Origin of the sequence: Muricauda sp. MAR_2010_75 (assembly GCF_000745185.1) — a bacterium.
Taxonomy (GTDB): Bacteria; Bacteroidota; Bacteroidia; order Flavobacteriales; family Flavobacteriaceae; genus Flagellimonas.
Window position 1 is genome coordinate 1,286,743 of sequence record NZ_JQNJ01000001.1, and the last position, 22,287, is coordinate 1,309,029.

At 43.2% G+C, this 22,287-nt stretch carries 22 protein-coding genes; 12 read left to right on the top strand and 10 right to left on the bottom strand.

Features of this window, described 5'->3' with window-relative positions; translation table 11 throughout:
* Positions 1 to 2: 2 nt before the first annotated feature.
* From recJ to FG28_RS05790, 3 genes are all read right to left on the bottom strand, one after another.
* A complete protein-coding gene (gene recJ, locus FG28_RS05780) occupies positions 3 to 1,691 on the bottom strand; it encodes a single-stranded-DNA-specific exonuclease RecJ (RefSeq protein WP_036380696.1) in 1,689 nt (562 codons plus the stop codon).
* Between the two features lie 49 nt (positions 1,692 to 1,740).
* Positions 1,741 to 2,091, bottom strand: a complete 351-nt coding sequence (locus FG28_RS05785; protein ID WP_036380698.1) for a four helix bundle protein — start codon at positions 2,089 to 2,091, stop codon at positions 1,741 to 1,743.
* Between the two features lie 122 nt (positions 2,092 to 2,213).
* The gene (locus FG28_RS05790) at positions 2,214 to 2,636 is read right to left on the bottom strand and encodes an OsmC family protein (RefSeq protein ID WP_036380700.1); all 423 of its coding nucleotides are present in this window, start codon (positions 2,634 to 2,636) and stop codon (positions 2,214 to 2,216) included.
* Between the two features lie 56 nt (positions 2,637 to 2,692).
* Between FG28_RS05790 and FG28_RS05795 the strand changes: the two genes are divergently transcribed.
* Positions 2,693 to 3,295, top strand: a complete 603-nt coding sequence (locus FG28_RS05795; RefSeq protein ID WP_036380702.1) for a carboxymuconolactone decarboxylase family protein — start codon at positions 2,693 to 2,695, stop codon at positions 3,293 to 3,295.
* A 2-nt stretch (positions 3,296 to 3,297) separates the two neighbouring features.
* Here FG28_RS05795 and FG28_RS05800 read toward each other — a convergent pair whose 3' ends face one another.
* Genes FG28_RS05800 through FG28_RS05810 form a run of 3 tightly spaced genes read right to left on the bottom strand, consistent with a single transcriptional unit; the run spans position 3,298 to position 5,328 of the window.
* Complete coding sequence (locus FG28_RS05800; RefSeq protein ID WP_036386204.1) at positions 3,298 to 3,879, bottom strand: uracil-DNA glycosylase family protein; 582 nt, start codon at positions 3,877 to 3,879, stop codon at positions 3,298 to 3,300.
* Between the two features lie 37 nt (positions 3,880 to 3,916).
* On the bottom strand, positions 3,917 to 4,588 hold the full coding sequence (gene rsmI / locus FG28_RS05805) for a 16S rRNA (cytidine(1402)-2'-O)-methyltransferase (RefSeq protein ID WP_036380704.1): 672 nt from the start codon (positions 4,586 to 4,588) through the stop codon (positions 3,917 to 3,919).
* Positions 4,589 to 4,638: 50 nt separating this feature from the next.
* Positions 4,639 to 5,328: a hypothetical protein gene (locus FG28_RS05810; protein WP_036380706.1), complete on the bottom strand. Its 690-nt coding sequence runs from the start codon at positions 5,326 to 5,328 to the stop codon at positions 4,639 to 4,641.
* Positions 5,329 to 5,488: 160 nt separating this feature from the next.
* On the opposite strand from FG28_RS05810, the gene FG28_RS05815 reads away from it, so the two are divergent.
* The 7 genes from FG28_RS05815 (at position 5,489) to arfB (ending at position 12,671) form a co-directional block, all read left to right on the top strand.
* A complete protein-coding gene (locus FG28_RS05815) occupies positions 5,489 to 6,133 on the top strand; it encodes a thymidine kinase (RefSeq protein WP_036386206.1) in 645 nt (214 codons plus the stop codon).
* A complete protein-coding gene (gene alr, locus FG28_RS05820; protein ID WP_036386207.1) occupies positions 6,126 to 7,235 on the top strand; it encodes an alanine racemase in 1,110 nt (369 codons plus the stop codon). The genes FG28_RS05815 and alr overlap by 8 nt, the downstream gene beginning before the upstream one ends.
* 76 nt (positions 7,236 to 7,311) lie before the next feature.
* Positions 7,312 to 7,719, top strand: coding sequence for a large-conductance mechanosensitive channel protein MscL (gene mscL, locus FG28_RS05825; RefSeq protein ID WP_036380709.1), 408 nt, complete (start codon positions 7,312 to 7,314; stop codon positions 7,717 to 7,719).
* Between the two features lie 190 nt (positions 7,720 to 7,909).
* Entirely contained in the window at positions 7,910 to 8,923 is a 1,014-nt protein-coding gene (locus FG28_RS05830) for an aspartate-semialdehyde dehydrogenase (protein WP_036380711.1), read from the top strand.
* A gap of 75 nt (positions 8,924 to 8,998) precedes the next feature.
* Positions 8,999 to 11,152, top strand: a complete 2,154-nt coding sequence (locus FG28_RS05835; protein WP_036380713.1) for a prolyl oligopeptidase family protein — start codon at positions 8,999 to 9,001, stop codon at positions 11,150 to 11,152.
* A gap of 141 nt (positions 11,153 to 11,293) precedes the next feature.
* Complete coding sequence (locus tag FG28_RS05840) at positions 11,294 to 12,289, top strand: sulfate/molybdate ABC transporter ATP-binding protein (protein WP_036380715.1); 996 nt, start codon at positions 11,294 to 11,296, stop codon at positions 12,287 to 12,289.
* Positions 12,267 to 12,671 carry an alternative ribosome rescue aminoacyl-tRNA hydrolase ArfB gene (arfB, locus tag FG28_RS05845; protein WP_036380717.1) on the top strand — a complete coding sequence of 135 codons (405 nt, stop codon included), beginning with the start codon at positions 12,267 to 12,269 and terminating at the stop codon, positions 12,669 to 12,671. The genes FG28_RS05840 and arfB overlap by 23 nt, the downstream gene beginning before the upstream one ends.
* Positions 12,672 to 12,673: 2 nt before the next feature.
* Here arfB and FG28_RS05850 read toward each other — a convergent pair whose 3' ends face one another.
* From FG28_RS05850 to FG28_RS05865, 4 genes are all read right to left on the bottom strand, one after another.
* Entirely contained in the window at positions 12,674 to 13,009 is a 336-nt protein-coding gene (locus FG28_RS05850; protein ID WP_036380719.1) for a hypothetical protein, read from the bottom strand.
* A gap of 87 nt (positions 13,010 to 13,096) precedes the next feature.
* Positions 13,097 to 13,504, bottom strand: a complete 408-nt coding sequence (locus tag FG28_RS05855; protein ID WP_231562601.1) for a 3-oxoacyl-ACP synthase — start codon at positions 13,502 to 13,504, stop codon at positions 13,097 to 13,099.
* Positions 13,505 to 13,562: 58 nt separating this feature from the next.
* Positions 13,563 to 14,915, bottom strand: a complete 1,353-nt coding sequence (locus FG28_RS05860; protein WP_036380723.1) for a PAS domain-containing sensor histidine kinase — start codon at positions 14,913 to 14,915, stop codon at positions 13,563 to 13,565.
* Positions 14,915 to 16,279: a sigma-54 dependent transcriptional regulator gene (locus FG28_RS05865; RefSeq protein WP_036380725.1), complete on the bottom strand. Its 1,365-nt coding sequence runs from the start codon at positions 16,277 to 16,279 to the stop codon at positions 14,915 to 14,917. Before FG28_RS05865 ends, FG28_RS05860 begins: the two co-directional genes overlap by 1 nt.
* A 201-nt stretch (positions 16,280 to 16,480) precedes the next feature.
* Between FG28_RS05865 and FG28_RS05870 the strand changes: the two genes are divergently transcribed.
* From FG28_RS05870 to FG28_RS05885, 4 genes are all read left to right on the top strand, one after another.
* Positions 16,481 to 17,821 carry a TolC family protein gene (locus FG28_RS05870; protein ID WP_036380727.1) on the top strand — a complete coding sequence of 447 codons (1,341 nt, stop codon included), beginning with the start codon at positions 16,481 to 16,483 and terminating at the stop codon, positions 17,819 to 17,821.
* Between the two features lie 8 nt (positions 17,822 to 17,829).
* Positions 17,830 to 19,080 (top strand): efflux RND transporter periplasmic adaptor subunit, encoded by a 1,251-nt coding sequence (locus FG28_RS05875; protein WP_036380729.1) that lies wholly within the window; start codon positions 17,830 to 17,832, stop codon positions 19,078 to 19,080.
* Positions 19,081 to 19,147: 67 nt separating this feature from the next.
* Entirely contained in the window at positions 19,148 to 19,843 is a 696-nt protein-coding gene (locus tag FG28_RS05880; RefSeq protein ID WP_036380731.1) for an ABC transporter ATP-binding protein, read from the top strand.
* A 37-nt stretch (positions 19,844 to 19,880) separates the two neighbouring features.
* Entirely contained in the window at positions 19,881 to 22,271 is a 2,391-nt protein-coding gene (locus tag FG28_RS05885; protein WP_036380733.1) for an ABC transporter permease, read from the top strand.
* Positions 22,272 to 22,287: the final 16 nt, after the last annotated feature.

The following is a 22,287-nucleotide window of genomic DNA, read 5'->3' on the forward strand; positions in this document are numbered from 1 at the left end:
GTCTAGCGAATGTCTCTTAATTTCAGTTGAAGGCTCACCGTTCCGTTCCATTCATTTTCGTCCAACGAAAATACGGCATCAAAAAGATTCTTATTCGCAACCAGACCCAATTTATTTCCCAAATTAAAGCCAATGGCCCCAATGGGGGCAGAACCCTTCTGCGTGACGGATGCCTTCAAGTGTTTTTCATCCTCACCTACACCTCTTGCGTAGCCGGTGTCCTGTAAACCTTCGGCCATAAAAACTGGCGTCATGTTGCCCGGGCCAAAAGGAGCAAACTGTTTTAAAATGCGCATTAATTTTGGGGTGATTTGATTGAGTTCCAACTGGGCATCAATAGAAATTTCAGGTTGCAATAAATGGGGGTCGATGGTCTCTGATACCACTTTTTCAAATTGTTGTTTGAAGGTTTGGTATTGTTCTTCCAAAAGGGTAAGCCCCGCCGCGTACATATGTCCGCCAAATTGCTCAATACAATCGGAACAACCTTCCAAGGCGTTATAAATATCAAACCCTTTTACAGATCGGGCCGAAGCGGATAACTTATCCCCGCTTTTGGTAAAGACCAAAGTTGGTCTGTAATAGGTTTCGGTAAGACGTGAGGCGACAATACCAATGACCCCTTTATGCCAATTTTCATTATACACTACCGAAGTGAACCGATTTTCTTCAGCGTTTTCTTGAATCTGTAACAAGGCTGCTTCCGTAGTTTCTTGATCTAAGTTTCTTCGCTCCGCATTGAAGGACTCAATCTCTTGCGCATACTCTTGGGCCCTACTGAAATTGGTTTCTGTGAGCAATACCACAGCATGCTGGCCATGTTTCATCCGCCCTGCAGCATTGATTCGTGGGGCAATGATAAAAACTATATCCGTGATGGTTAGAGTCCTCTTTTTGACTTGATCAATTAAAGCCTGAATCCCAATTCTGGGACTTGCATTGATGACCTGTAGGCCAAAATGCGCCAAAATGCGGTTTTCTCCAGTGATAGGTACGATGTCTGCCGCAATGGCCGTTGCCACCAAATCCAAATAGGGAATGAGGTCTTCCACAGTTTTTCCCTCTCGTGAGGCCAGTGCTTGAATCAATTTGAATCCAACCCCACATCCACAGAGCTCTTTGTAGGGATATGCACAATCTTCTTGTTTTGGGTCGAGAATGGCAACAGCTTCAGGAAGTTTATTGCCAGGTCTGTGGTGATCGCAAATGATAAAATCGATGCCCTTCTTCGCAGCATATGTTACTTTATCAATGGCCTTGATTCCACAGTCCAAAGCAATGATCAAGGAGATGTCATTATCCTCAGCAAAATCGATGCCTTGAAAAGAAACGCCATATCCTTCTTCGTACCTATCCGGGATATAGGTGGCCACATTGGGATAGCTGTCCTGCAAGAACGAAGCCACCAAAGCCACGGAGGTGGTTCCATCCACATCATAATCGCCATACACCAATATGTTTTCCTGATTTTTGATGGCTTGTTCAATCCGCTCCACCGCCTTTTGCATGTCTTTCATTAAAAAAGGATCGTGCAGATGGTCCAGTTCTGGCCGGAAAAAAAGTTTGGCCTCGTCATAATTATGAATGCCCCGTTGCAGGAGCAAGTGTGCCACTAAATCATCAACATTCAATTCCTTTGAAAGTTGGCTGATGGCTTCTTGTGTAGGTTTGGGTTTTAGGGTCCAACGCATTGTTCTTAAAGTTCAAGTGTAAAATTCAAGCTCAAGATAAAATTTGGAATTACTTCTTGTTTTTGATTATTGTAGCAGTGATTTTGATCAATTGTTCAACTTCATCCAGTAAACTTATTCGCAATTCTTTGTTACCATACTCTATTCTATTCAAAATATTTAGGTTTACCCTTGATTCTTTCAATTCCCTTAATGATATGGTGGCCCTGTGTACATAATCTTTATCTGTATTTGTTCCTTGGGCCTCACCAAAATTCAAAGCGGCTCCACCTGCAGAGCGAAGCAATTGATTTCCGTAATATTGACCTGTAAAATCGTTGGATAAATCTTGGCAAAAGGAAGCAATACTGGCTGCCAAATCAACAAACCTTTCCTCTAAATCAAACTTTTTCTGTGTCATAAACCATTTTGATATGATTTTGAGGTTGACCCAATAAATATAAACGATTTACCTGAATTTGAGTTTTGTATTAAAACTTTATGCTTGTTCCTGAGCTTGAGCTTGAATTTTGTACTTGATACCTATTTATGGTGATACAGAATCTTGATCTCCAACTTAGCAAACTGTCTGAACATTTCCATAACACCACAATATTTTTCTACGGATAGATCCACCGCTTTTTGCAATTTGTCCTCCTTGAGATTTGAACCCATGAAGTGGTACTCCACAGTTACCGAGTCATAATATTTGGGATGTTCTTCGGTAAGGTTGGCAATGGTTTCAATGGAAAAATCATCTACCTCCAGTTTCATTTTCTTTATCAACGAAGCAACATCCAATCCCGAGCATCCAGCCAGTGCCGAAAGCATCAAGGCTTTGGGTCGCAATCCAGCGCCTGAACCTCCACTTTCTGGTCCTGCATCAATTCTTACGGTATGTCCAGAAGGATTATTGCTTTCAAAGGCCATTTCGCCCAACCATTTGGTGGTAATGTGATTTGTCATACAATCAAATTTTTGTTTCTTGTAGTATATCAAAAATACGATTTAAAATCGCACTTATGGCCTTAGTAACTTCCCTTGACCCCAATCACGATCCAGAAACCCAACAGTTGGCTGAATTTTTCAATGAAACCCTTGGTTTTTGTCCAAACTCCGTGTTGACCATGCAGCACCGCCCTGCCATTTCAAAGGCGTTTATTAACCTCAATAAGGCAGTCATGGCCAATGAGGGGCGAGTTACCTCGGCCTTAAAACGAATGATTGCCTGGGTGAGCAGCAATGCAACGGGATGCCGGTATTGTCAGGCCCATGCCATTAGGGCAGCGGAACGATACGGCGCAGAACAGGAACAATTAAACAATATTTGGGAGTACCGAACCCATTCTGCTTTTTCAGAAGCGGAACGAGCTGCACTCGATTTTTCTCTGGTGGCTTCTCAAGTACCCAATGCGGTGAATGCCGAAATCAAGGAGCGACTGTATCAACATTGGAATGAAGGTGAAATTGTGGAAATGTTGGGGGTGATTTCCCTATTCGGATATCTCAACCGTTGGAATGATTCCATGGGAACTTCCATTGAAACCGGGGCTGTGGAAAGCGCCAATCAGTATTTGGGAAAACACGGCTGGGAAAAGGGGAAGCATGATGGGTCTAGATACTAGATTTAGATGTGAGACGTAAGCCTCCCCAAAACCTTTTCCTGCAATTCTGGCAAAACCTCTTCTTCAAACCACGGATTTTTGCTCAACCAAAACCGATTTCTAGGAGATGGGTGGGGCAGCACTACATAGTTGGGCAAGTAGCTTTTATGGTTCCGAACAGTCTCAGTAAGGTTTTTTTTCATGGCATCTCCCAAATAATAACGCTGTGCGTACTGGCCGATAAGGATGGTCAATTTTAGATTTGGCATATCCTGGAATAAAGGATCGTGCCATAAGGGTGCACATTCAGGTCTAGGAGGTAAATCCCCTGATTTTCCTTTCCCCGGATAGCAGAAACCCATAGGAATTAAGGCAAACAGACGCTCATCATAAAACTGCTTATCCGTAACGCCCAACCATTTCCGTAGTTGTTTCCCACTAGGGTCATCCCAAGGCACTCCGGTTTGGTGCACTTTGGTGCCGGGAGCTTGTCCAATGATGGCTATTTTAGATTCCGGATGGGCCGCCACTATAGGTCTGGGTCCCAATGGCAAATGTTCTGTGCAATGCGAGCAGTTTCTTATTTGGGTAAGCAGTTGGTCCATATTTAATGGGTCGGGAAACTTTGTCTTTGCTAACAGCTTATTTTTTCCCGCCCACCACAATAACGAATTCTCCTTTGGGCGGATGGTTAGTAAAATGCTCCAGTACCTCAGATAGCGTTCCCCTCACGGTTTCCTCGTACAGCTTGGTGAGTTCACGGGATACGGAAACAGGTCTGTCCACTCCAAAATACTCCACAAATTGGGCCAAGGTTTTTAGCAGTTTATGAGGGGATTCATAAAAAACCAAGGTGCGGGATTCTTCAGCCAGCTGTTCCAGTCGGGTTTGGCGCCCTTTTTTTAAGGGTAAAAATCCTTCAAATACAAAACGGTCGTTGGGCAGTCCACTGTTCACCAAAGCCGGGACAAATGCTGTAGCTCCTGGAAGGCATTCCACGGCAATTCCATTTTCCACACAAGCGCGGGTCAATAAAAAACCAGGATCGGAAATGGCTGGTGTCCCCGCATCCGAAATAAGGGCAATGGTCGTTTCTCCCTTCAATTTGTTCACCAAAGCATCAAGCTGTTTGTGTTCATTGTGCATGTGATGGCTCTGTAGCGGCGTATTGATTTCAAAATGCTTGAGCAATTTTCCGCTGGTACGGGTGTCTTCGGCCAAGACCAAATCCACTTCCTTCAAGACCTTTATGGCCCGAAGTGTAATATCCTCAAGGTTTCCAATTGGGGTCGGAACCAAATATAGTTTTCCCATGGACCTAAGTTACGGTCTTCCTTCTAAAAAGTGATTGGAATGTTATTGATTTAAGCAAATCGACGCTCAATCAGCGCCATCAAACGGTTTTCATATTCCTCTTTGCCTTCCCAATTATTGTACTCGGGTTTTACCATGTTGGTGATAAAGGCAATGGAGCGCTCCTCCGTCTCAATGGTATTTAACTGGGACAATACCCGGGTATAGTCCTCCATGTTGCCATTGAAGAGGTGCTTTACAAAGGCCAGCTTGTCATTTAATCCAATTTGAAGGTCTTTGACAAACCTATCATTCAAGGATTTTGACTTGCTTTTCTGTTCCGATTTTTCAACTTTCTCGGCAACGCCAACATTTTCCTTATCGTTTTTCATAAGGTCTGGCTTGGCCACAAACTCAGCAAACACCTGTTCCAGTGCCGTTTCGGTGGGCATTTCAGAAACCATGTCTTTTATGGTCTCCATACCTGGCGTCATAATGTCTTCTTCGTGAGGGTTGCTTTCCGGAACTGAAATGTTTCCGCTCAAAACGGCATTGGCCACCTTCTCAAAACGTGAAGCGATCACATTTTTGGAAACATCGACCTCAACATCACTCAATTTCTCATCAATGAATTTGAGCACCGCCAATTTCTCATAAATTCTTCGTGCCTTATCGTACAACTCCGCCAAATCCTGATCTTCCCTTGCGGTAATGATCTCGGTGGAGAGCTTTATCAATTCTTCCCTTAACTTCCGTATCATAGCTAATCTTCTTTATTATAAAAATATAATCATTTTATGCTTTCCCTTGCGAACAAAAGGTTAAATTTTAACCCAAATGCCGTAGGTGCATTTTTTTAGTAGCTTTGTGTTTCGTTTTCTATACAACGAAAAATCACTCAATTTCTTTCAAAAATACGGTATGTTTCTCGAAAACACGGTCAACCCTAAGGAGCAGTTTGGATGGATAGAGGTTATCTGCGGCTCCATGTTTTCTGGAAAGACCGAAGAGCTTATTCGAAGACTTAAACGGGCCCAATTTGCCAAGCAAAAGGTTGAAATTTTCAAACCCATTGTGGATACCCGGTACCACGAGGATATGGTGGTCTCTCACGATTCCAATGAAATTCGTTCCACGCCCGTTCCTGCAGCCGCTAACATCCGTTTACTGGCCGATGACTGTGATGTGGTGGGGATTGATGAAGCCCAATTCTTTGATGATGAAATAGTTACCGTCTGCAACGACTTGGCCAACCGTGGAGTGCGCGTAGTGGTCGCCGGACTGGACATGGACTTTAAGGGCAACCCTTTCGGTCCTATGCCCGCCCTTATGGCCACGGCCGAATATGTGACCAAAGTACATGCCGTTTGCACCCGGACTGGGAATCTGGCCAACTACAGTTTTCGAAAATCCAGCAACGACAAGCTTGTGCTTTTGGGCGAGACCGAGGAATATGAACCTTTGAGCCGAGCTGCTTTTTTTAAGGCCATGCTACGGGAAAAAGTTAGACAAATGGATGTACAAGCTGAAGAAGTGGATCCAAAAAAGAAAAATGCCGATGGGTAAGATTGGTGAGACCACTTTGCAAATAGACCTGACGGCACTAGAGCATAATTACAGGTATTTACGTTCCAAAATAGCTCCGAAAACTAAATTTTTGGCGGTGGTAAAGGCATTTGCCTATGGCAGCGACATGATTTCCGTTGCCCAAAAAATGGAACAGCTGGGCGTAGATTACTTGGCGGTCGCCTATGCCAAAGAAGGGTCTCTGTTACGAGATGCTGTAATCAAAACCCCCATTTTGGTGTTGCACCCGCTACCAGCTAATTTTGATGAGATCATAGATCGATGCTTGGAGCCCAGCTTATATTCTCGTAAGATTCTCGTTGAGTTTTTGGAGGTTGCGAAAGCAAAAAATCAGAAAGCATATCCAGTACATATCAAGTTCAATACAGGCCTGAATCGTTTGGGTTTTAATGAGGCTGATGTTGATTTTGTTGCTGACAAGTTGAAGGATAGTCAGGAGGTCAAAGTGGCTTCACTGTTTTCCCATTTAGCCGCTTCCGAAGATTTGGAGGAGAAACCTTTCAGTCTGGACCAAATCAATACTTTCAAAAAAATCAGTAAAAATTTCATTAAAAAATTAGGATATGTTCCCATCCGGCATATGCTCAACACTTCAGGCATTCTCAATTATCCTGAAGCGCAATTTGAAATGGTTCGTAGCGGCATCGGACTGTATGGCTATGGCAATGATGCCGAAGTTGATTCCCAACTGAAACCTGTTGCCTCGCTAAAGACCATCATTTCGCAAATCCATCATATTGAAGCCAATGAAACCGTAGGCTATAATAGAGCTTTTACATCAAAAGGTTCCAGAAAAACTGCCACCCTCCCCTTGGGTCATGCCGATGGCATTGGTCGCCAATATGGCAACGGAAAGGCCAGTGTGCTTATACATGGTAAAAAAGCTCCCATCATCGGGAATGTGTGCATGGATATGATCATGGTAGATGTCACTGGTATTGATTGCGAAGAGGGTAATGAAGCCATTGTATTCGGACCGAATAAATCTGCGGAGGATTTTGCGGCTGGGGCCCAGACCATCTCCTATGAAATCCTTACGGCCATCTCACAACGGGTGAAAAGGGAAATCATAGAAGATTGAATTTTAGCTTTTTTCTCCAAACTAATCCCAATTTTGAGTATTTTGTTTCCATATTAACCAAAAACCTTAACTATACATGGGATTTATAAAGGAATTTAAGGACTTTGCCATGAAAGGAAACCTGGTGGATATCGCCGTAGGTTTCGTCATGGGTGCCGCTTTCAACAAAGTGGTTTCCTCATTTACCGGAGGAATTGTATCTCCGTTGATTGGCCTATTGTTCAAATCAGATTTCAACGATTTGAAATATGTCATAACCGAAGGAACCGTGAACGATGCAGGAGAAACCGTTGGGGAAATAGCCGTACTCTACGGGGCATTTCTTACCAACGTTATCGACTTCCTAATTGTGGCTTTTGTCATGTTCATGATTGTAAAAGCAGTGAACAAGATGAAGAAAAAAGAAGAGCCTGCTCCAGAAGCACCAAAAGGACCAACGCAGGAAGAGCTTCTGGCTGAAATTCGGGATTTGTTGAAGAAATAAAACGTAGGTGCTGAATAAAGTTCAGCATCCCGCTACACCACAATAATCCTTTAAAAACCATCAATGTGTTTCGCTGACATGTTGATGGTTGTTTTATTTATAACATTTTGTTATTTTTTGATGATTGATTGTGTAAATGCTTGTTTAAGTCACAGACTGGCGTACCTTTGTCCCAAGAAATTTTATAACGATGAAAGTAGCAGTTGTTGGTGCCACCGGAATGGTTGGCGAGGTCATGTTGAACGTATTGGAAGAACGCAACTTCCCCATTACCGAATTGTTGTTGGTTGCCTCGGAGCGCTCCATGGGCAAAAAACTTACCTATAAAAACGAAGAATATACCGTTATCGGTCTGGAAGATGCCGTTGCGGCCCAGCCAGATATTGCCATCTTCTCCGCAGGCGGTGACACGTCTTTAGAGTGGGCGCCAAAATTTGCCGAGGTGGGCACCACGGTCATCGATAACTCTTCCGCATGGCGAATGGATCCTGCCAAAAAATTGGTGGTGCCCGAAATCAATGCCAGCGAATTGACTGCATCCGATAAAATCATAGCCAACCCCAACTGCTCCACCATTCAATTGGTGATGGCGTTGAATCCGCTGCACAAAAAATACAAAATGAGGCGTGTCATCGTGTCTACCTATCAATCCGTTTCTGGGACAGGGGTAAAAGCAGTGCAACAAATGGAAAATGAGGCTGCTGGAGTGGAAGGTGAGATGGCCTATCCGTATCCCATCAACCGAAATGCATTGCCCCATTGCGATGTGTTCTTGGAAAATGGCTACACCAAAGAAGAAATGAAACTGGCTCGCGAGCCCCAAAAAATATTGGATGATCGTACGTTTTCGGTAACCGCCACCGCGGTTCGAATCCCTACAGCCGGTGGACACTCGGAATCCGTGAATGTGGAGTTCCACAATGATTTTGACTTGGCCGAAGTACGAAAACTACTCAGTGAAACCCCGGGCGTAGTGGTTCAGGATAATCCCGAAACCAATACCTACCCCATGCCAATCCATGCGAATGGCAAGGATGAGGTTTTCGTGGGCAGAATCCGTAGGGATGAAACCAATCCCAATACATTGAACATGTGGATTGTGGCGGATAACCTTCGTAAAGGGGCCGCTACCAATGCCGTGCAGATTGCGGAATATTTGGTGGAGAATCATTTGGTTCCCAACGCTTCCGAAGCAATTTCATAAAATACGTTAAAGCCTTTTTGGCATATCGCCATTGTCAGTTTTTATGGTATTTTTATCGGAATCAATCTGATAAAAATGAGAACCGTATGTGTATTGACTGTTGTGGTTATATTTACTGCATGTCAAACCACGCCTAAGAGAGACCCCATTACCGTGAATTATCCTCCTACCCAAAAAGTTGACACTGTAGATAATTATTTTGGAACGGAAGTTCCTGACCCGTATCGTTGGCTTGAAGATGACCGAAGTGCTGAAACCGAGGCATGGGTCAAGCAACAAAATACGGCCACTTTTGGGTATTTGGAAAAAATCCCCTTTCGCGAAGACCTGAAAAATCGACTTGAGAAACTTTGGAACTATGAAAAAATAGGTTCCCCGTTCAAGGAAGGCGATTACACCTATTTTTACAAGAACAATGGGCTTCAGAATCAATATGTTGTGTATCGGAAGAAGGAAGGTGGCGAAGCTGAAGTATTCTTGGACCCCAACACCTTTTCGGAAGATGGTACTACATCTTTGATGGGACTTAACTTTACCAAAGATGGTTCCAAAGTAGGGTATTTGATTTCTGAAGGGGGCAGCGATTGGCGTAAGGCCATTGTTATGGACGCGGAGACCCGAGAAATTGTGGAAGATACCTTGGTAGATATCAAGTTTAGCGGCATTTCATGGAAAGGCAATGACGGTTTTTTTTATTCCAGCTATGACAAACCAGAGGGAAGTGAACTTTCTGCAAAAACGGACCAGCATAAATTGTACTACCACAAATTGGGCACACCCCAATCCGAGGATACCGTGATTTTTGGTGATATCCCTGAACAAAAGCATCGCTATGTTTGGGGCTCGGTTTCCGAAGATGAAAAATACCTCTTCATTAGCGCTTCCATTTCTACTTCAGGCAACAAATTATTTCTGATGGATTTGAGCCAAGATAATCCAGAGTTGGTCACTATTTTGGATGATACAGATTCCGACACCAATGTTATTGACAACGAAGGGTCGAAGTTGTTTTTGGTTACCGACCGAAATGCTCCAAATAAAAAAGTGGTGGTGGTCGATGCTTCCAACCCAACCCCGGAAAACTGGAAAGACCTTATTCCTGAAACAGAAAACGTACTTACCATTGGAACGGGCGGCGGCTATTTATTTGCCGAATATATGGTAGATGCCATCTCTAAAGTCTTGCAATATGATTACGAAGGCAATCTGGTCCGTGAGGTAAAATTGCCCGGTGTGGGAAGTGCCGGCGGTTTCGGTGGCAAAAAAGAAGACAAGGAATTCTATTTCTCTTTTACCAATTACAATACCCCAGGCTCTTTGTACAAATACAACGTGGAAACGGGCGACTACGAACAATACTGGAAACCCCAAATCGATTTTAATCCAGAGGATTATGAATCCAAACAGATTTTCTACACCTCAAAGGATGGTACCAAAGTGCCCATGATCATTACCTATAAAAAAGGATTGGAGCTCAATGGGAAAAACCCTACCATCCTTTATGGCTATGGAGGTTTCAATATTAGCCTGACCCCATCGTTCAGTATTGTCAATGCCGTTTGGATGGAACAAGGTGGCGTGTACGCGGTTCCCAACCTTAGGGGCGGAGGTGAATATGGAAAAAAATGGCACTTGGCGGGGACCAAACTTCAAAAGCAGAATGTTTTTGATGATTTCATCGCGGCAGCTGAATATCTCATTGAAAACAAGTACACTTCCAAAGAATATTTAGCCATTCGGGGTGGGTCCAACGGTGGACTTTTGGTGGGGGCCACTATGACCCAGCGACCCGATTTAATCCAAGTAGCACTTCCTGCTGTAGGTGTTATGGACATGCTCCGCTACCACACATTCACAGCCGGTGCAGGTTGGGCTTACGATTATGGAACCTCGGAAGATAATGAAGAAATGTTCAATTACCTTAGGGGATATTCTCCGGTGCATAATGTAAAGGAGGGCACGGAGTACCCGGCCACTTTGGTAACCACGGGCGACCATGATGACCGGGTAGTTCCGGCACATAGTTTTAAGTTTGCCGCGGAACTTCAGGAAAAACAAGCGGGCCCGAATCCAACATTAATTCGAATTGAGACCAATGCCGGACACGGAGCAGGTACCCCCGTAAGCAAGACCATAGAGCAATATGCCGATATTTTTGGGTTTACGTTTTACAATATGGGGTACGATGCGTTGCCCAATCAGGCCGTGCTTAAAGAGTTTAAGGATTAGCGAATTGTCAGAGGTCACTAAAATTAACTTAAATCGTCATTCTGAACTGATTTCAGAATCTTTTACATTCAAAAACAACACTTTATGGGAACCTGAAACAAGTTCAGGTTGACAAAATTTACATGATTTCTCATTATCCATATGCTCAAAGTTCATATTCCTTCTTTTCAGTATAAATCCCGACCCATTTTAGAGGATATTGCCTTTGAAGTGGCTCCCGGTGAACATGTGGCCCTGATGGGTGAGAGTGGTTCTGGAAAAAGCACCCTTTTGAAAATCATTTATGGGATTTTGCACGTGGAAGACGGTTCCATTTTTTGGGGCGAAAAACAGGCGTTGGGACCCAATTTCAATCTGGTGCCAGGCGAACCCTACATGAAATACCTTTCCCAAGATTTCGATTTGATGCCCTATACCACCGTTGAGGAAAGTATTGGGCAACATTTGTCGGTTTTTGAGCGAGAAACCCATCAAGAGCGAATAGATGAACTTTTAGCACTGATTGAAATGGAAACCTTTGCAAAAACCAAGGTGAAAAACCTCAGCGGAGGACAACAACAGCGGGTGGCCCTTGCCCGGGTCTTGGCACAACAACCCGAAGTGCTTTTATTGGATGAGCCTTTTGGGCATATCGACAATTTTAAACGAAACTCCCTGCGAAAAAATCTCTTTGTTCATCTAAAAAACAAGGGGGTTACTGTCCTCACAGCCAGTCATGATCCCAGTGATGTGCTTCCGTATGCACAACGAACCTTGATTTTACAGAAAGGCAAAATCATTGCGAATCAAAAAACAAAAAAGCTTTATAACAACCCGCCTAATCATTATACCGCCAGCCTGTTCGGAGAGGTCAGTAAGGTCCCGATCAAGCTGCTGAAATCCTATTCCCAAATCGATAAATCTGTTTTGGTTTACCCACATGAATTTAAGTTGTCCAAAAGCTCTGGAATGAAAGTGGAATTATCAAATTCATTTTTTAAAGGAAGTCATTATCTTAATCTTGGAAAGGCTGAAGATGGAACACCGTTGTACTTCAACACTACAAAAAAACAGAAGATAGGTGGTACTATTTTCCTTAATGTATCTTTGAAGACCATCAACAGGCGTCTTCAAAGTGAACAAGCAGCAAGTACATAGCGAATTACAATTTAAGGCTGTTCGAAGTAGCGGAGCGGGTGGGCAAAATGTGAACAAGGTTTCCTCTAAAGTGGAACTGTCTTTTGACGTACCGGCTTCGGAAGGACTTTCCGATATGGAAAAAGAACGCCTCCTCCAAAAACTAAAGACTCGACTTACCAATGAGGGTGTCTTGATTTTGCAATGTGATGAGGCTCGAAGTCAGCACAAAAACAAGGACTTGGTGATCAAACGGTTTTTTGAGGTGCTGAAAAAAGCCCTTACCGTTCCCAAAAAACGAAAGCCCACAAAACCCACCAAATCTTCTATTGAAAAACGCTTGAAAACCAAAAAGAAAACTGCCGAGAAGAAGGCGAACCGCAAACCGCCGGATGTGGGGTAAGGTTATTCCTCCTGCCCATCCTCAATCTTATGAATAAGTTCGCGCATTTCATCCAAAAGTTCAGCTTCCTCAAACGGGATAAGTTGGGCGGCCACTTCCAACACGGTCTGAACGTGCACATGGGGTTCCCTAATATTCTTATGCTCTTCTGCATTAGGATTTCCCAAGGCCAAAACGCAGACATTGATCATCGCCTCAACATGAAATAGCAGGTCTTGATAGCCTTTTACATGAAAGTGCCCCGCACCAAAACCCACTTTTTTTGGTTGCAAGGTTTGGAAGTGTTCTTTGGTCAAAAGCTCTAAATTTTTCAAAAAAGCCGTATCGATATTCTTCATGGTTAATGATTTGGGTTGCTTTAACCAAAAGAACAATATTTATCTGAAAAAAGCGCGGACGATAATCCGCATCAAATAGGTTGAATTTTAAACCACCTCCGACACTGAATGTGAAGCCCCATTAAAAACAAAACCTTCCCCTGCCTCTTTTCCCATCAACAATTTTGCAATGGGCGATTCCATGGAAATGCAATAAAAGGTTTTGCCATCAACAGCGAAGGTTCCGCAGGAAATACTGATAAAATAGTTGGCCAAACTGGTGCTCACCATACTTCCCAAACCAATTTTGGTTGATTTTTTGGTGATATCAATTTTTTTGAGAACCCCTTTCACCCGGTCCAATTCTTGGACTTGCTGTGCCAGTTTTTCCTGTTCCAACTGTACCATGGCCCTACCTGTTTCGTGTTTATCGCCTGTGGAGTTTTTGGTTTCAGAATCCAGTGATTCCTGTAGTGCTTCACTGGCTTGTTTTAAGCGTTGAGACCGTATATTCATTTGGTCCCAGCAAAATTGTAAAAGTTCCTCTTTCTTGCCCATTTTAGTTTGGAATACATCAAGCAAATGTAAGCCTAAAAACAGTTTCTTTGTTGGGTATGGAATGAACTTGTATGCCTCCTCCGTGCAACTGCATCACCCGCTTGGAAAGACTGAGTCCAATTCCGGTTCCCTCACTTTTTGTGGTGAAGAAAGGCACAAAAATTTCGTCAATCATATCGGCTGGAATTCCTGTTCCGTTATCTCGAATCTCGATATATTTTTTACCGTTGGCTTCAATTCCGGCTATCATAATAACCCTGCCCTTTTCCACAGCGCTGACAGCTTGTAGTGCATTTTTGCCCAAATTGATCAACACTTGGGAAATTAGTTTTTCATCAACAAACAATTCCAAATCCTCGGGATGGTATTCCACCGAAAATTCCGTTTGTCCATCATGTAACCGGGCGGACATCAAAACATCGATTTTACCTAAAAGTTCCTTGGCACTTACAATCGATTTGTTGGGTTCGGGCACATGTAACAGACTTCGGTAAGATTGCACAAAATCCATGAGGTCACCGCCCTGTTCCTTAATGACCTCCAATCCTTTCAATGTATTTTTTATTTGACTTTCCTCCAATTCTTCCATCGGGACAATTTTTCCATTATTCCTATAATACTTGATGATGGAATCTGAAATGGAGGCAATTGGCGTTATGGTATTCATGATCTCGTGGGTCAAAACCCGAATCAATCGCACCCACGATTCTGTTTCCTTTTCATCCAATTCTTTGTGGATGTCCTGCACTACCACCAACAAAAGTGATTTTCCGTCCAAGGTCAACGGTGTGGATTTAATGGCCAATTGGGTTTGCTCGCGCTCATTCGACAATTGAAAAAGCTTTCGCTCAAAGGGTTCGAACGATTCAAAAATTTTATAGAGATTTCCATCCACCTGATTGAGCTGTTTTATGTGATTCAATGGGCTGTGGTCCAACAATTTTTCCAAAGTAGGGTTGGAAAACAGAATATGCCCCTTTTCGTTGTAGGTCATAATGCCGATACTGGCCTGCTTCAAAATTTCTTGATAGTACTGCTCCCTGATTTGCAACTGCATATGTACTTCCTGGATAAGGCCATTCACCCGATTTAGACTATGGTTGAGCTCCTCGAAGGACTTTATGGAAACCCGTTCCGGAAACCGAAGGGTAAAATCCTCGTTGCGGATGGCATCAAAAAAATAGGCAATCTTCCGGTTGGTGCGGTTGATGAATACGATGAGCGAATACACTTGACCGACCAAGGCAATCAGTGAAAAAAATAGGCTAATATACCATTGGTATGCCACCGAAAAAGCAAGTAACATGGCCGTCAGCGTAATTAAAAGCACCCTAATGAGAAGCTGAATATAGAAATGTCGGCTGGCCATTATTCGTTCTTTTTCTTCAATTTATTATAGAGGGTCTGTCTGGAGATTCCCAATTGGTCTGCGGCAGCGCTGTAATTTCCATCATGCTGGTCCAAAGCCCGGGAAATCATTTGCTGCTCCATTTCATTCAGGGTCTTGGGCTCATCTCCAAAAGACTGCATGGGCTTGGCATGGAGTAAAAAATCGGTAGGTTTTAGCACATTCCCATCCGAAAGGATAACCGCCCTTTCCATAGTATGCTGCAATTCCCGAATATTTCCGGGCCATGCATATTCCATTAATTTTTCTTGGGCCACATTGTTAATGCGCAAACCCGGTTTGTCATATTTGTGGGCAAACCGTTTTAGGAAGAAGTCTGCCAACACCAAAATGTCATCATCCCGCTCGCGCAAAGGAGGCACTTCAATATGAATGGTATTGATGCGATACAATAAATCCTCTCGGAAAAGTCCATCCACCACCATTTGTTCCAAGTTGCAGTTCGTGGCACAAATCAATCGAATATCAACATTGACGGGCTTGTTAGATCCCACCCGGACCACCGACCGGTTTTGAATGGATGAAAGCAACTTGGCCTGCATTTGGAGGGAAAGATTTCCTATTTCATCCAAAAACAAAGTGCCTTGGTGGGCCGCCTCAAACTTGCCTGCACGATCTTCCTTTGCATCGGTGAAGGAGCCTTTCACGTGACCAAACAATTCACTTTCAAATAAATTTTCGGCAATGGAGCCCATGTCCACATTGATGAATACCTCATTTTTTCGGGAAGACAATCGGTGCAATTCCCGGGCAATGAGTTCTTTCCCTGTACCGTTTTCACCTGTGATCAACACATTGACATCGGTTTTGGCCACTTTGGCGACCAAATTCAGCACAGAGCTAAGCGCTTTGGATTGACCAATGATAAAGTTCTTGTCCTCATTGATGACCTGTTTCAGGTTGTTCTCTTTCTTTTTTAAATTGTGAATTTCCAGTTTGGACTTTCGCAGCTCATACGCTGAACGCACCGTGGTCATTAACCGTTCGTTGTTCCATGGTTTCAGCACAAAATCAGTAGCGCCCTGTTTCAAGGCGGTCACCGCCAAATCCACTGCGCCGTAGGCGGTCATCATAATAACCGAGGTATGGGGTGATTTCTTTTTGATCTCATTCAACCAAAACAAGCCTTCGTTACCCGTGTTCACCCCAGCGGAAAAATTCATGTCCAACAGCACAATATCAATGTCCTGCATATTGGGAAAAGAGGAAATCTGATTGGGATTAAACAGACTCTGAACACTTTTGTATTCAAACTGCAACAAAATTTCCAGAGCGCTCAGAACGCTTTTGTTATCATCTATGACTAAAATCTTGGCATCTATCATTTTGCCGTACTTGATATTCTACCTAAAGCTACAAATTGGGGCAATACGATTATTTAAAGTGTAAAATAATTGGACGTTTTTTGTACAAAAATTTTACACCCGTTCTTTGCGTTTGACATTTACAAGCTATTAATTTTCTGATTATCAACATACTATGTTTTTGGCATAAGAATAGCCACTATTTTGGCACAGGAATACATTATGAACCTAAAAACATACATTACAATTTCGTTGTTCTTTATCTCGGTCCTTGCATTTTCGCAGGAAACTTGGACGTTGGATGAGTGTGTGGCCTATGCCATAGAACACAACCTTCAGGTAAAGAATACGGCATACAACAAGGATTCCAGTAAGGAGAGTTATCGACAGTCCGTTCGCGACCTTTTGCCTTCGGTAAATGGGTATACGGATTACCGGATTAGATATGGTAGGTCCGCGGATCCCAACACCAACGATTATGTAAACACGGAATTCTTCAGTAACAATTACTCGTTGAATGCCAATTTGGATTTGTTCAGGGGCTTCCAAAAATTGAATTCCATAAAAGCCTCCAAGTTTATCTACAAAGCCACCCAAGAGGACATCCTTCAGGAAAAATTTCTGTTGGCCTTTCGGGTGATGAGTGCTTATTACGATATCAAATTCTATGAAGGGCTTGTTGCCAATTCCTTGGAACAACAGGAAATCTCACAAGCCAATTACGATTTGGTGAACAAACAAGTGGAACTGGGCATTATGGCCGGAGCGGATTTATACGAAGCAGAATCCAATCTGTTGGGCGATAAACTTTTGGTAACCCAAAACCAGAACTTGCTCGCCAATGCCAAGCTTATCCTTCTCCAAGAAATGAATCTAACCGGAGTGGATGACATTGTGCTGCAAGAAAGCTTGCAAGCGCTTCCCGAAGAGACAACCGAAAGTGTTTCAGTAGATTCACTTTATGAGACCGCTCGGGGATTTGTGCCACTGGTGAAATCGCAAGAATATCGCGTCAGTGCCGCCAAAAAACAAATGCAGGCCACCCGGGGTGGGCTATTTCCTTCGCTGTCTTTGGTTGCTGGGTATGGTACCAGTTACTTTGAGACCAATACCGATGATGATGGTAACATTATTCCATTTCGAACACAGTTTAAGGACAACACCTCAAAGTTTGTTGGGGCCGAATTGAGCATTCCCATAAGTAATGGATGGGCCAACCACTCAAGGGTAAAGCAACAAAAAATTGCCTACCTCCAAGCTAAGAACAATCTGGAAATCCAAGAGCAGGAATTATTTCAACTTATACAACAACTCGTGCAAACCCATAATTCATTGCTTGTAGAGTTGGATCAGAGCAACAAAAGGGTACAGGCCCAAGAATTGGCCTTTACCATCGCCCAAAAACGTTACGAAAAAGGGCTCATTAATGCCTTGGACCTTTTTCAGGCCAAGAATTTATATGGCGTAGCACAAAACGAGAATTTACAAGTAGGCCTGCGGTTGCGGGTGAACAAGAGTACCATAGATTTTTACAGCGGCCTGCCCATTTTTAATATCAACTAAAGCATACCATGGATATACAATTAGAGAAAAAGAAAGGACTTAAACCAAAACATTACGGTTACATCGCATTGGGAGCATTGCTTTTATTCTTGGGATGGAAGCTCCTTTTTGGTAGTTCAATATCCACTTATAGAACAGAAAAAGAGCGGCTTTCCATTGCAGAGGTAAGTGCTGGTAAGTTTGATGACTACATCACCATAAACGGAAATGTGGCGCCCATTGCCACCATTTATATGGATGCCTACGAAGGGGGACGGGTTTCTGAAAAATTGATTGAGGAAGGCTCCATGGTAAAGAAGGGTGATATCATCCTGAAGCTTGAAAACATGGCGCTCTACGAGCAGATTCTGGCCAGTGAAAGTAATTTGGCATTGAAGCAGAACGACCTTCGGTCCACAAAGCTCACCTTTGATTCCAGACAGGTTGAAGGCAGAAGAAACTTGGCCACTGCCGAATATGATTTACAGCGATTAAAACGAAACTTCGAGCAGAACCAAGAATTGTATGAAGACGAATTGATTTCCAAAGAAACCTATCTTCTTTCTAAGGAAAACTATGAACTGGCCAAGAAACAATATGAAATTGTAAAGCTACAGACCGAGCAGGATGATGAATTGCGAAAGACCTCATTGACCGGATTGGATGCTGATTTGGACCGTATGCAAAAAACACTTTCAATGGTTTATGAACGATTGGACCACTTGAACGTAAGAGCGCCTGCGGATGGACAATTGGGGTTTTTGGATGCTGAAATAGGCCAGAGCATTTCACAGGGAGAGCGTATTGGGCAAATTAATGTGCTCACCGATTTTAAAATCGAGGCCGAAATAGATGAACACTATATTGATCGTGTCAAACGTGACCTTTCAGCTATCTTGGAACGCAATGAAAAAGAGTACACCCTTCGATTGCGCAAAGTATATCCCGAAGTGAGGAATGGCCGCTTTAAGGTCGACCTTGTTTTTACAGATGAAAAGCCCGAGACCATTCGAGCTGGACAGAGCTATAGCATCCGGTTACAGTTGGGCGAATCCAGTGATGCCCTGCTCTTGCCCAAAGGCGGTTTCTTTCAAAGTACCGGTGGGCAATGGGTCTTTGTGGTCGACCCCAATGGGAATGAGGCCCTAAAACGGAACGTTAGGTTGGGCAAACAGAACTCAAGATATTATGAGGTCCTTGAAGGGCTTCAACCGGGTGAACAAGTGATTACCAGCAACTATGACAGCTTTGGCGCTGCCGAACGAATTGTGTTAAAATAGCCCGGAAACGTAACAGTAAAGGAATATGTCAAGTCTATATAATAACAGCTAAAACAACCATTAGAAAATGATACAAATACAAAACCTAAAGAAAAGCTTCCGAACCGAAGAAGTGGAAACCCTTGCCCTCAACGGCGTAAACCTTAAAGTGGCCGAGGGAGAGTTTGTCGCCATCATGGGGCCATCCGGATGTGGAAAGTCCACTTTGCTCAATATTATTGGAATGTTGGACAATCCCACCGAAGGGGGTTATCAGTTTGCCGGTCACAAGGTTGAAGGTTTAAAAGAAAGTCAGCGCACCCAATTGCGAAAAGGCAATTTGGGTTTTGTCTTCCAAAGTTTCAACCTTATTGACGAGCTTACGGTTTATGAAAATGTGGAGCTTCCCTTAATCTATTTAAAAATGAGCAAGTCGGAACGCCGGGAAAAGGTGAATGCAGTTCTTGAGCGTATGAAGATGGCGCACAGGGAAAAGCATTTTCCCCAACAACTTTCAGGAGGGCAGCAACAGCGTGTGGCCATTGCGCGAGCTGTTGTCACCAACCCAAAGTTGATTTTGGCGGATGAGCCTACGGGGAATTTGGATTCCAAAAACGGGATTGAGGTCATGAACTTGTTGACAGAGCTCAACCAAGAGGGGACAACCATTGTTATGGTGACGCACTCCGATCACGATTCGCATTATGCCCATAGGGTCATCAACCTTTTTGATGGGCAAATTGTGACCGAAAGCCAAAACAAACCCATGGGAGCCATGATTTAGGAGTTTATTCATCAATCGCAATCATAAAACAATCATCGTGTTCAAAAACAACATTAAAATAGCTTGGCGAAATCTTACCAAAAGAAAGGTGTTCACGGCCATAAACATACTGGGATTGGCCATTGGCTTTGGCAGTAGTGTTTTAATCTATTTGTTTTTGACATATCACTTTTCCTTTGACAATTTCCATGAAAACAGTGACCTAATCTACCGAGTGGTCACAGAAGAGCAAAGGGATTATATCGACTATGAAGCCAGCGTGCCTCCCGCTTTTGCCAAGGTATTTCGGGAGGATTACAACTACGCGGAAAAGGTGGCAAAGGTGGTTTCTTGGGAAAATTACCAACTCAATGTGGGTGAAGGCACAGCCGGTAAATCATTCAAAGAAGATGCGGTTTTTGCGGAACCCGATTTCTTTGAAATTATGACTGTCCCCATATTGGGAAATTTAAGTGCCCGTTCCTTGGAGGAGCCGAATACGGCTTATATCAGTGAGAGCATGGCGCATAAAATGTATGGCGACGGGAATCCCCTCGGAAAAACCTTCTTGTTCGACAATAAGGAGACCATTGAGGTCATTGGTGTTCTAAAAAACACACCGAAGACTTCCGTTGTTCCTGAAGAGATCTTTATCTCTTATGTTACCTTGGAAAAATTCAATGACTTTACCGCACAGGAAACCTGGGGTGGCATTTCTTCCGATTTGCAATGTTTTGCATTGTTGTATCCCAATCAAAATATTGCCGAAATTGAAGAGGTTTTGGCCGAGCTTCCAAAAAAACATCGCCCAGAGAGCAAAAACAAGCATGTATATAAGCTCCAGCCTCTATCCGATATTCATTTTAACCCAAACTATGGTGGAATCAACCCGGCTGTACTTTGGATTTTTGCGATTATCGGGCTTTTTCTGATCGCTGTGGCTTGTATCAACTTTATTAATATTTCCACAGCACAGGCCTTTTATCGCTCAAAGGAAATTGGCATTAGAAAGGTGCTGGGAAGTTTTAAACAACATCTGTTTTGGCAGTTTCTTTCGGAAACCTTTGTTATTAGCCTGTTTGCTATTGGCATTGGTGTGGTTCTAGCAGTTTTGTTCCTTCCATCATTCAACAATCTTTTTGAATTGAATCTATCCATATATAGCTTGTTGAATTACCGCTTTTTTGTTTTTCTATTTGTTGTTCTGGCTGTGGTTTCATTTTTATCGGGAAGTTATCCTGGCATTTTAATGTCGCGAATCGTCCCTGTTTTGGCCTTGAAAGGAAAATTAAAGCATAACGATACGGGAGGAAGCACTACACGAAAAGTTCTTGTTGTGACCCAATTTGCCATTTCCATAACCTTGATTGCCGCGACCTTGATCATATCAAACCAAATAGATTATGCGGTCAATTCTGATTTGGGCTTTGATAAGGAATCCATAGTTATGGTGGGCATCCCAAAAGAGTTGGATAAGGTTCAGCTCAATAGTTTAAAAGACCGGATTTCCCAAATTCCAGGGGTCACCAAAGTTTCAGCCTGTTTGACCAGCCCAGGTGGTGCCGTTAACAATTGGGGGACCAGTATTAAATATCACAACCGACCCGAATTTGAAGAATTCAGTATTCAAGCCAAACTGGCGGATGTAAATTACCTGAACACCTTTGACATACCCCTTGTGGCTGGAAGGAACTATTTTGAGAACAATTCTGATTCTATTGCCGAGGTGGTCGTGAATGAAAAACTGGGTGAGAAATTGGGTGTTGCCACCCCAGAAGAACTGTTGGGAAAACAAATTACGGCCAATGGTGGTTATATTAATGCCACCATAGTGGGCGTGGTCAAGGACTTTCATGACAACGACTTTACAGAAGAGATAAGCCCCATTTTCATTGCTAATCAAACACGTTGGTTTGATGAAATTGCCATAAAGACGAGTGGGCAAAATATAAGACATGTGCTGAACCAAATTGGGGAACACTGGTCTAATGCTTTCCAAGGTTACATCTATGAGCCTCGCTTTTTGGACGAAAGGGTTGCCGAACAATATGAGACCGAGCAGCGCTACCTTTCCCTGTCCAAAGTTTTTTCGGCATTGGCCATTTTAATCGGTTGCTTAGGACTTTATGGGCTCATTTTATTCTTTGTAGGCCAACGTACCAAGGAAATTGGAATACGAAAGGTGTTGGGAAGCAACATCGCAAATATTCTGGCTCTTTTTACAGTGGATTTCTTTAGACTGATTGTGATTGCAGGTCTAGTGGCCACCCCTATTGCATGGTATTTTATGGAACTATGGCTCCAAGGCTATACCTACAGAACCCAAATACATTGGTGGGTCTTTGCCATTGCCATTATGGCCATCATGATCATTACACTTATCACCATAAGTTATCAAACCTTAAAAGTTGCGATGGCCAATCCCGTGAAAAGCCTTCGAACCGAATAACGAAAAAATAAAATGT

Excerpts from the sequence above, each read along its gene's own strand:
- recJ (WP_036380696.1), bottom strand. The coding sequence starts at position 1,691 with ATGCGTTGGACCCTAAAACCCAAACCTACACAAGAAGCCATCAGCCAA.
- FG28_RS05785 (WP_036380698.1), bottom strand. The coding sequence starts at position 2,091 with ATGACACAGAAAAAGTTTGATTTAGAGGAAAGGTTTGTTGATTTGGCA.
- FG28_RS05790 (WP_036380700.1), bottom strand. The coding sequence starts at position 2,636 with ATGACAAATCACATTACCACCAAATGGTTGGGCGAAATGGCCTTTGAA.
- FG28_RS05795 (WP_036380702.1), top strand. The coding sequence starts at position 2,693 with ATGGCCTTAGTAACTTCCCTTGACCCCAATCACGATCCAGAAACCCAA.
- FG28_RS05800 (WP_036386204.1), bottom strand. The coding sequence starts at position 3,879 with ATGGACCAACTGCTTACCCAAATAAGAAACTGCTCGCATTGCACAGAA.
- rsmI (WP_036380704.1), bottom strand. The coding sequence starts at position 4,588 with ATGGGAAAACTATATTTGGTTCCGACCCCAATTGGAAACCTTGAGGAT.
- FG28_RS05810 (WP_036380706.1), bottom strand. The coding sequence starts at position 5,328 with ATGATACGGAAGTTAAGGGAAGAATTGATAAAGCTCTCCACCGAGATC.
- FG28_RS05815 (WP_036386206.1), top strand. The coding sequence starts at position 5,489 with ATGTTTCTCGAAAACACGGTCAACCCTAAGGAGCAGTTTGGATGGATA.
- alr (WP_036386207.1), top strand. The coding sequence starts at position 6,126 with ATGGGTAAGATTGGTGAGACCACTTTGCAAATAGACCTGACGGCACTA.
- mscL (WP_036380709.1), top strand. The coding sequence starts at position 7,312 with ATGGGATTTATAAAGGAATTTAAGGACTTTGCCATGAAAGGAAACCTG.
- FG28_RS05830 (WP_036380711.1), top strand. The coding sequence starts at position 7,910 with ATGAAAGTAGCAGTTGTTGGTGCCACCGGAATGGTTGGCGAGGTCATG.
- FG28_RS05835 (WP_036380713.1), top strand. The coding sequence starts at position 8,999 with ATGAGAACCGTATGTGTATTGACTGTTGTGGTTATATTTACTGCATGT.
- FG28_RS05840 (WP_036380715.1), top strand. The coding sequence starts at position 11,294 with ATGCTCAAAGTTCATATTCCTTCTTTTCAGTATAAATCCCGACCCATT.
- FG28_RS05850 (WP_036380719.1), bottom strand. The coding sequence starts at position 13,009 with ATGAAGAATATCGATACGGCTTTTTTGAAAAATTTAGAGCTTTTGACC.
- FG28_RS05855 (WP_231562601.1), bottom strand. The coding sequence starts at position 13,504 with ATGAATATACGGTCTCAACGCTTAAAACAAGCCAGTGAAGCACTACAG.
- FG28_RS05860 (WP_036380723.1), bottom strand. The coding sequence starts at position 14,915 with ATGGCCAGCCGACATTTCTATATTCAGCTTCTCATTAGGGTGCTTTTA.
- FG28_RS05865 (WP_036380725.1), bottom strand. The coding sequence starts at position 16,279 with ATGATAGATGCCAAGATTTTAGTCATAGATGATAACAAAAGCGTTCTG.
- FG28_RS05870 (WP_036380727.1), top strand. The coding sequence starts at position 16,481 with ATGAACCTAAAAACATACATTACAATTTCGTTGTTCTTTATCTCGGTC.
- FG28_RS05875 (WP_036380729.1), top strand. The coding sequence starts at position 17,830 with ATGGATATACAATTAGAGAAAAAGAAAGGACTTAAACCAAAACATTAC.
- FG28_RS05880 (WP_036380731.1), top strand. The coding sequence starts at position 19,148 with ATGATACAAATACAAAACCTAAAGAAAAGCTTCCGAACCGAAGAAGTG.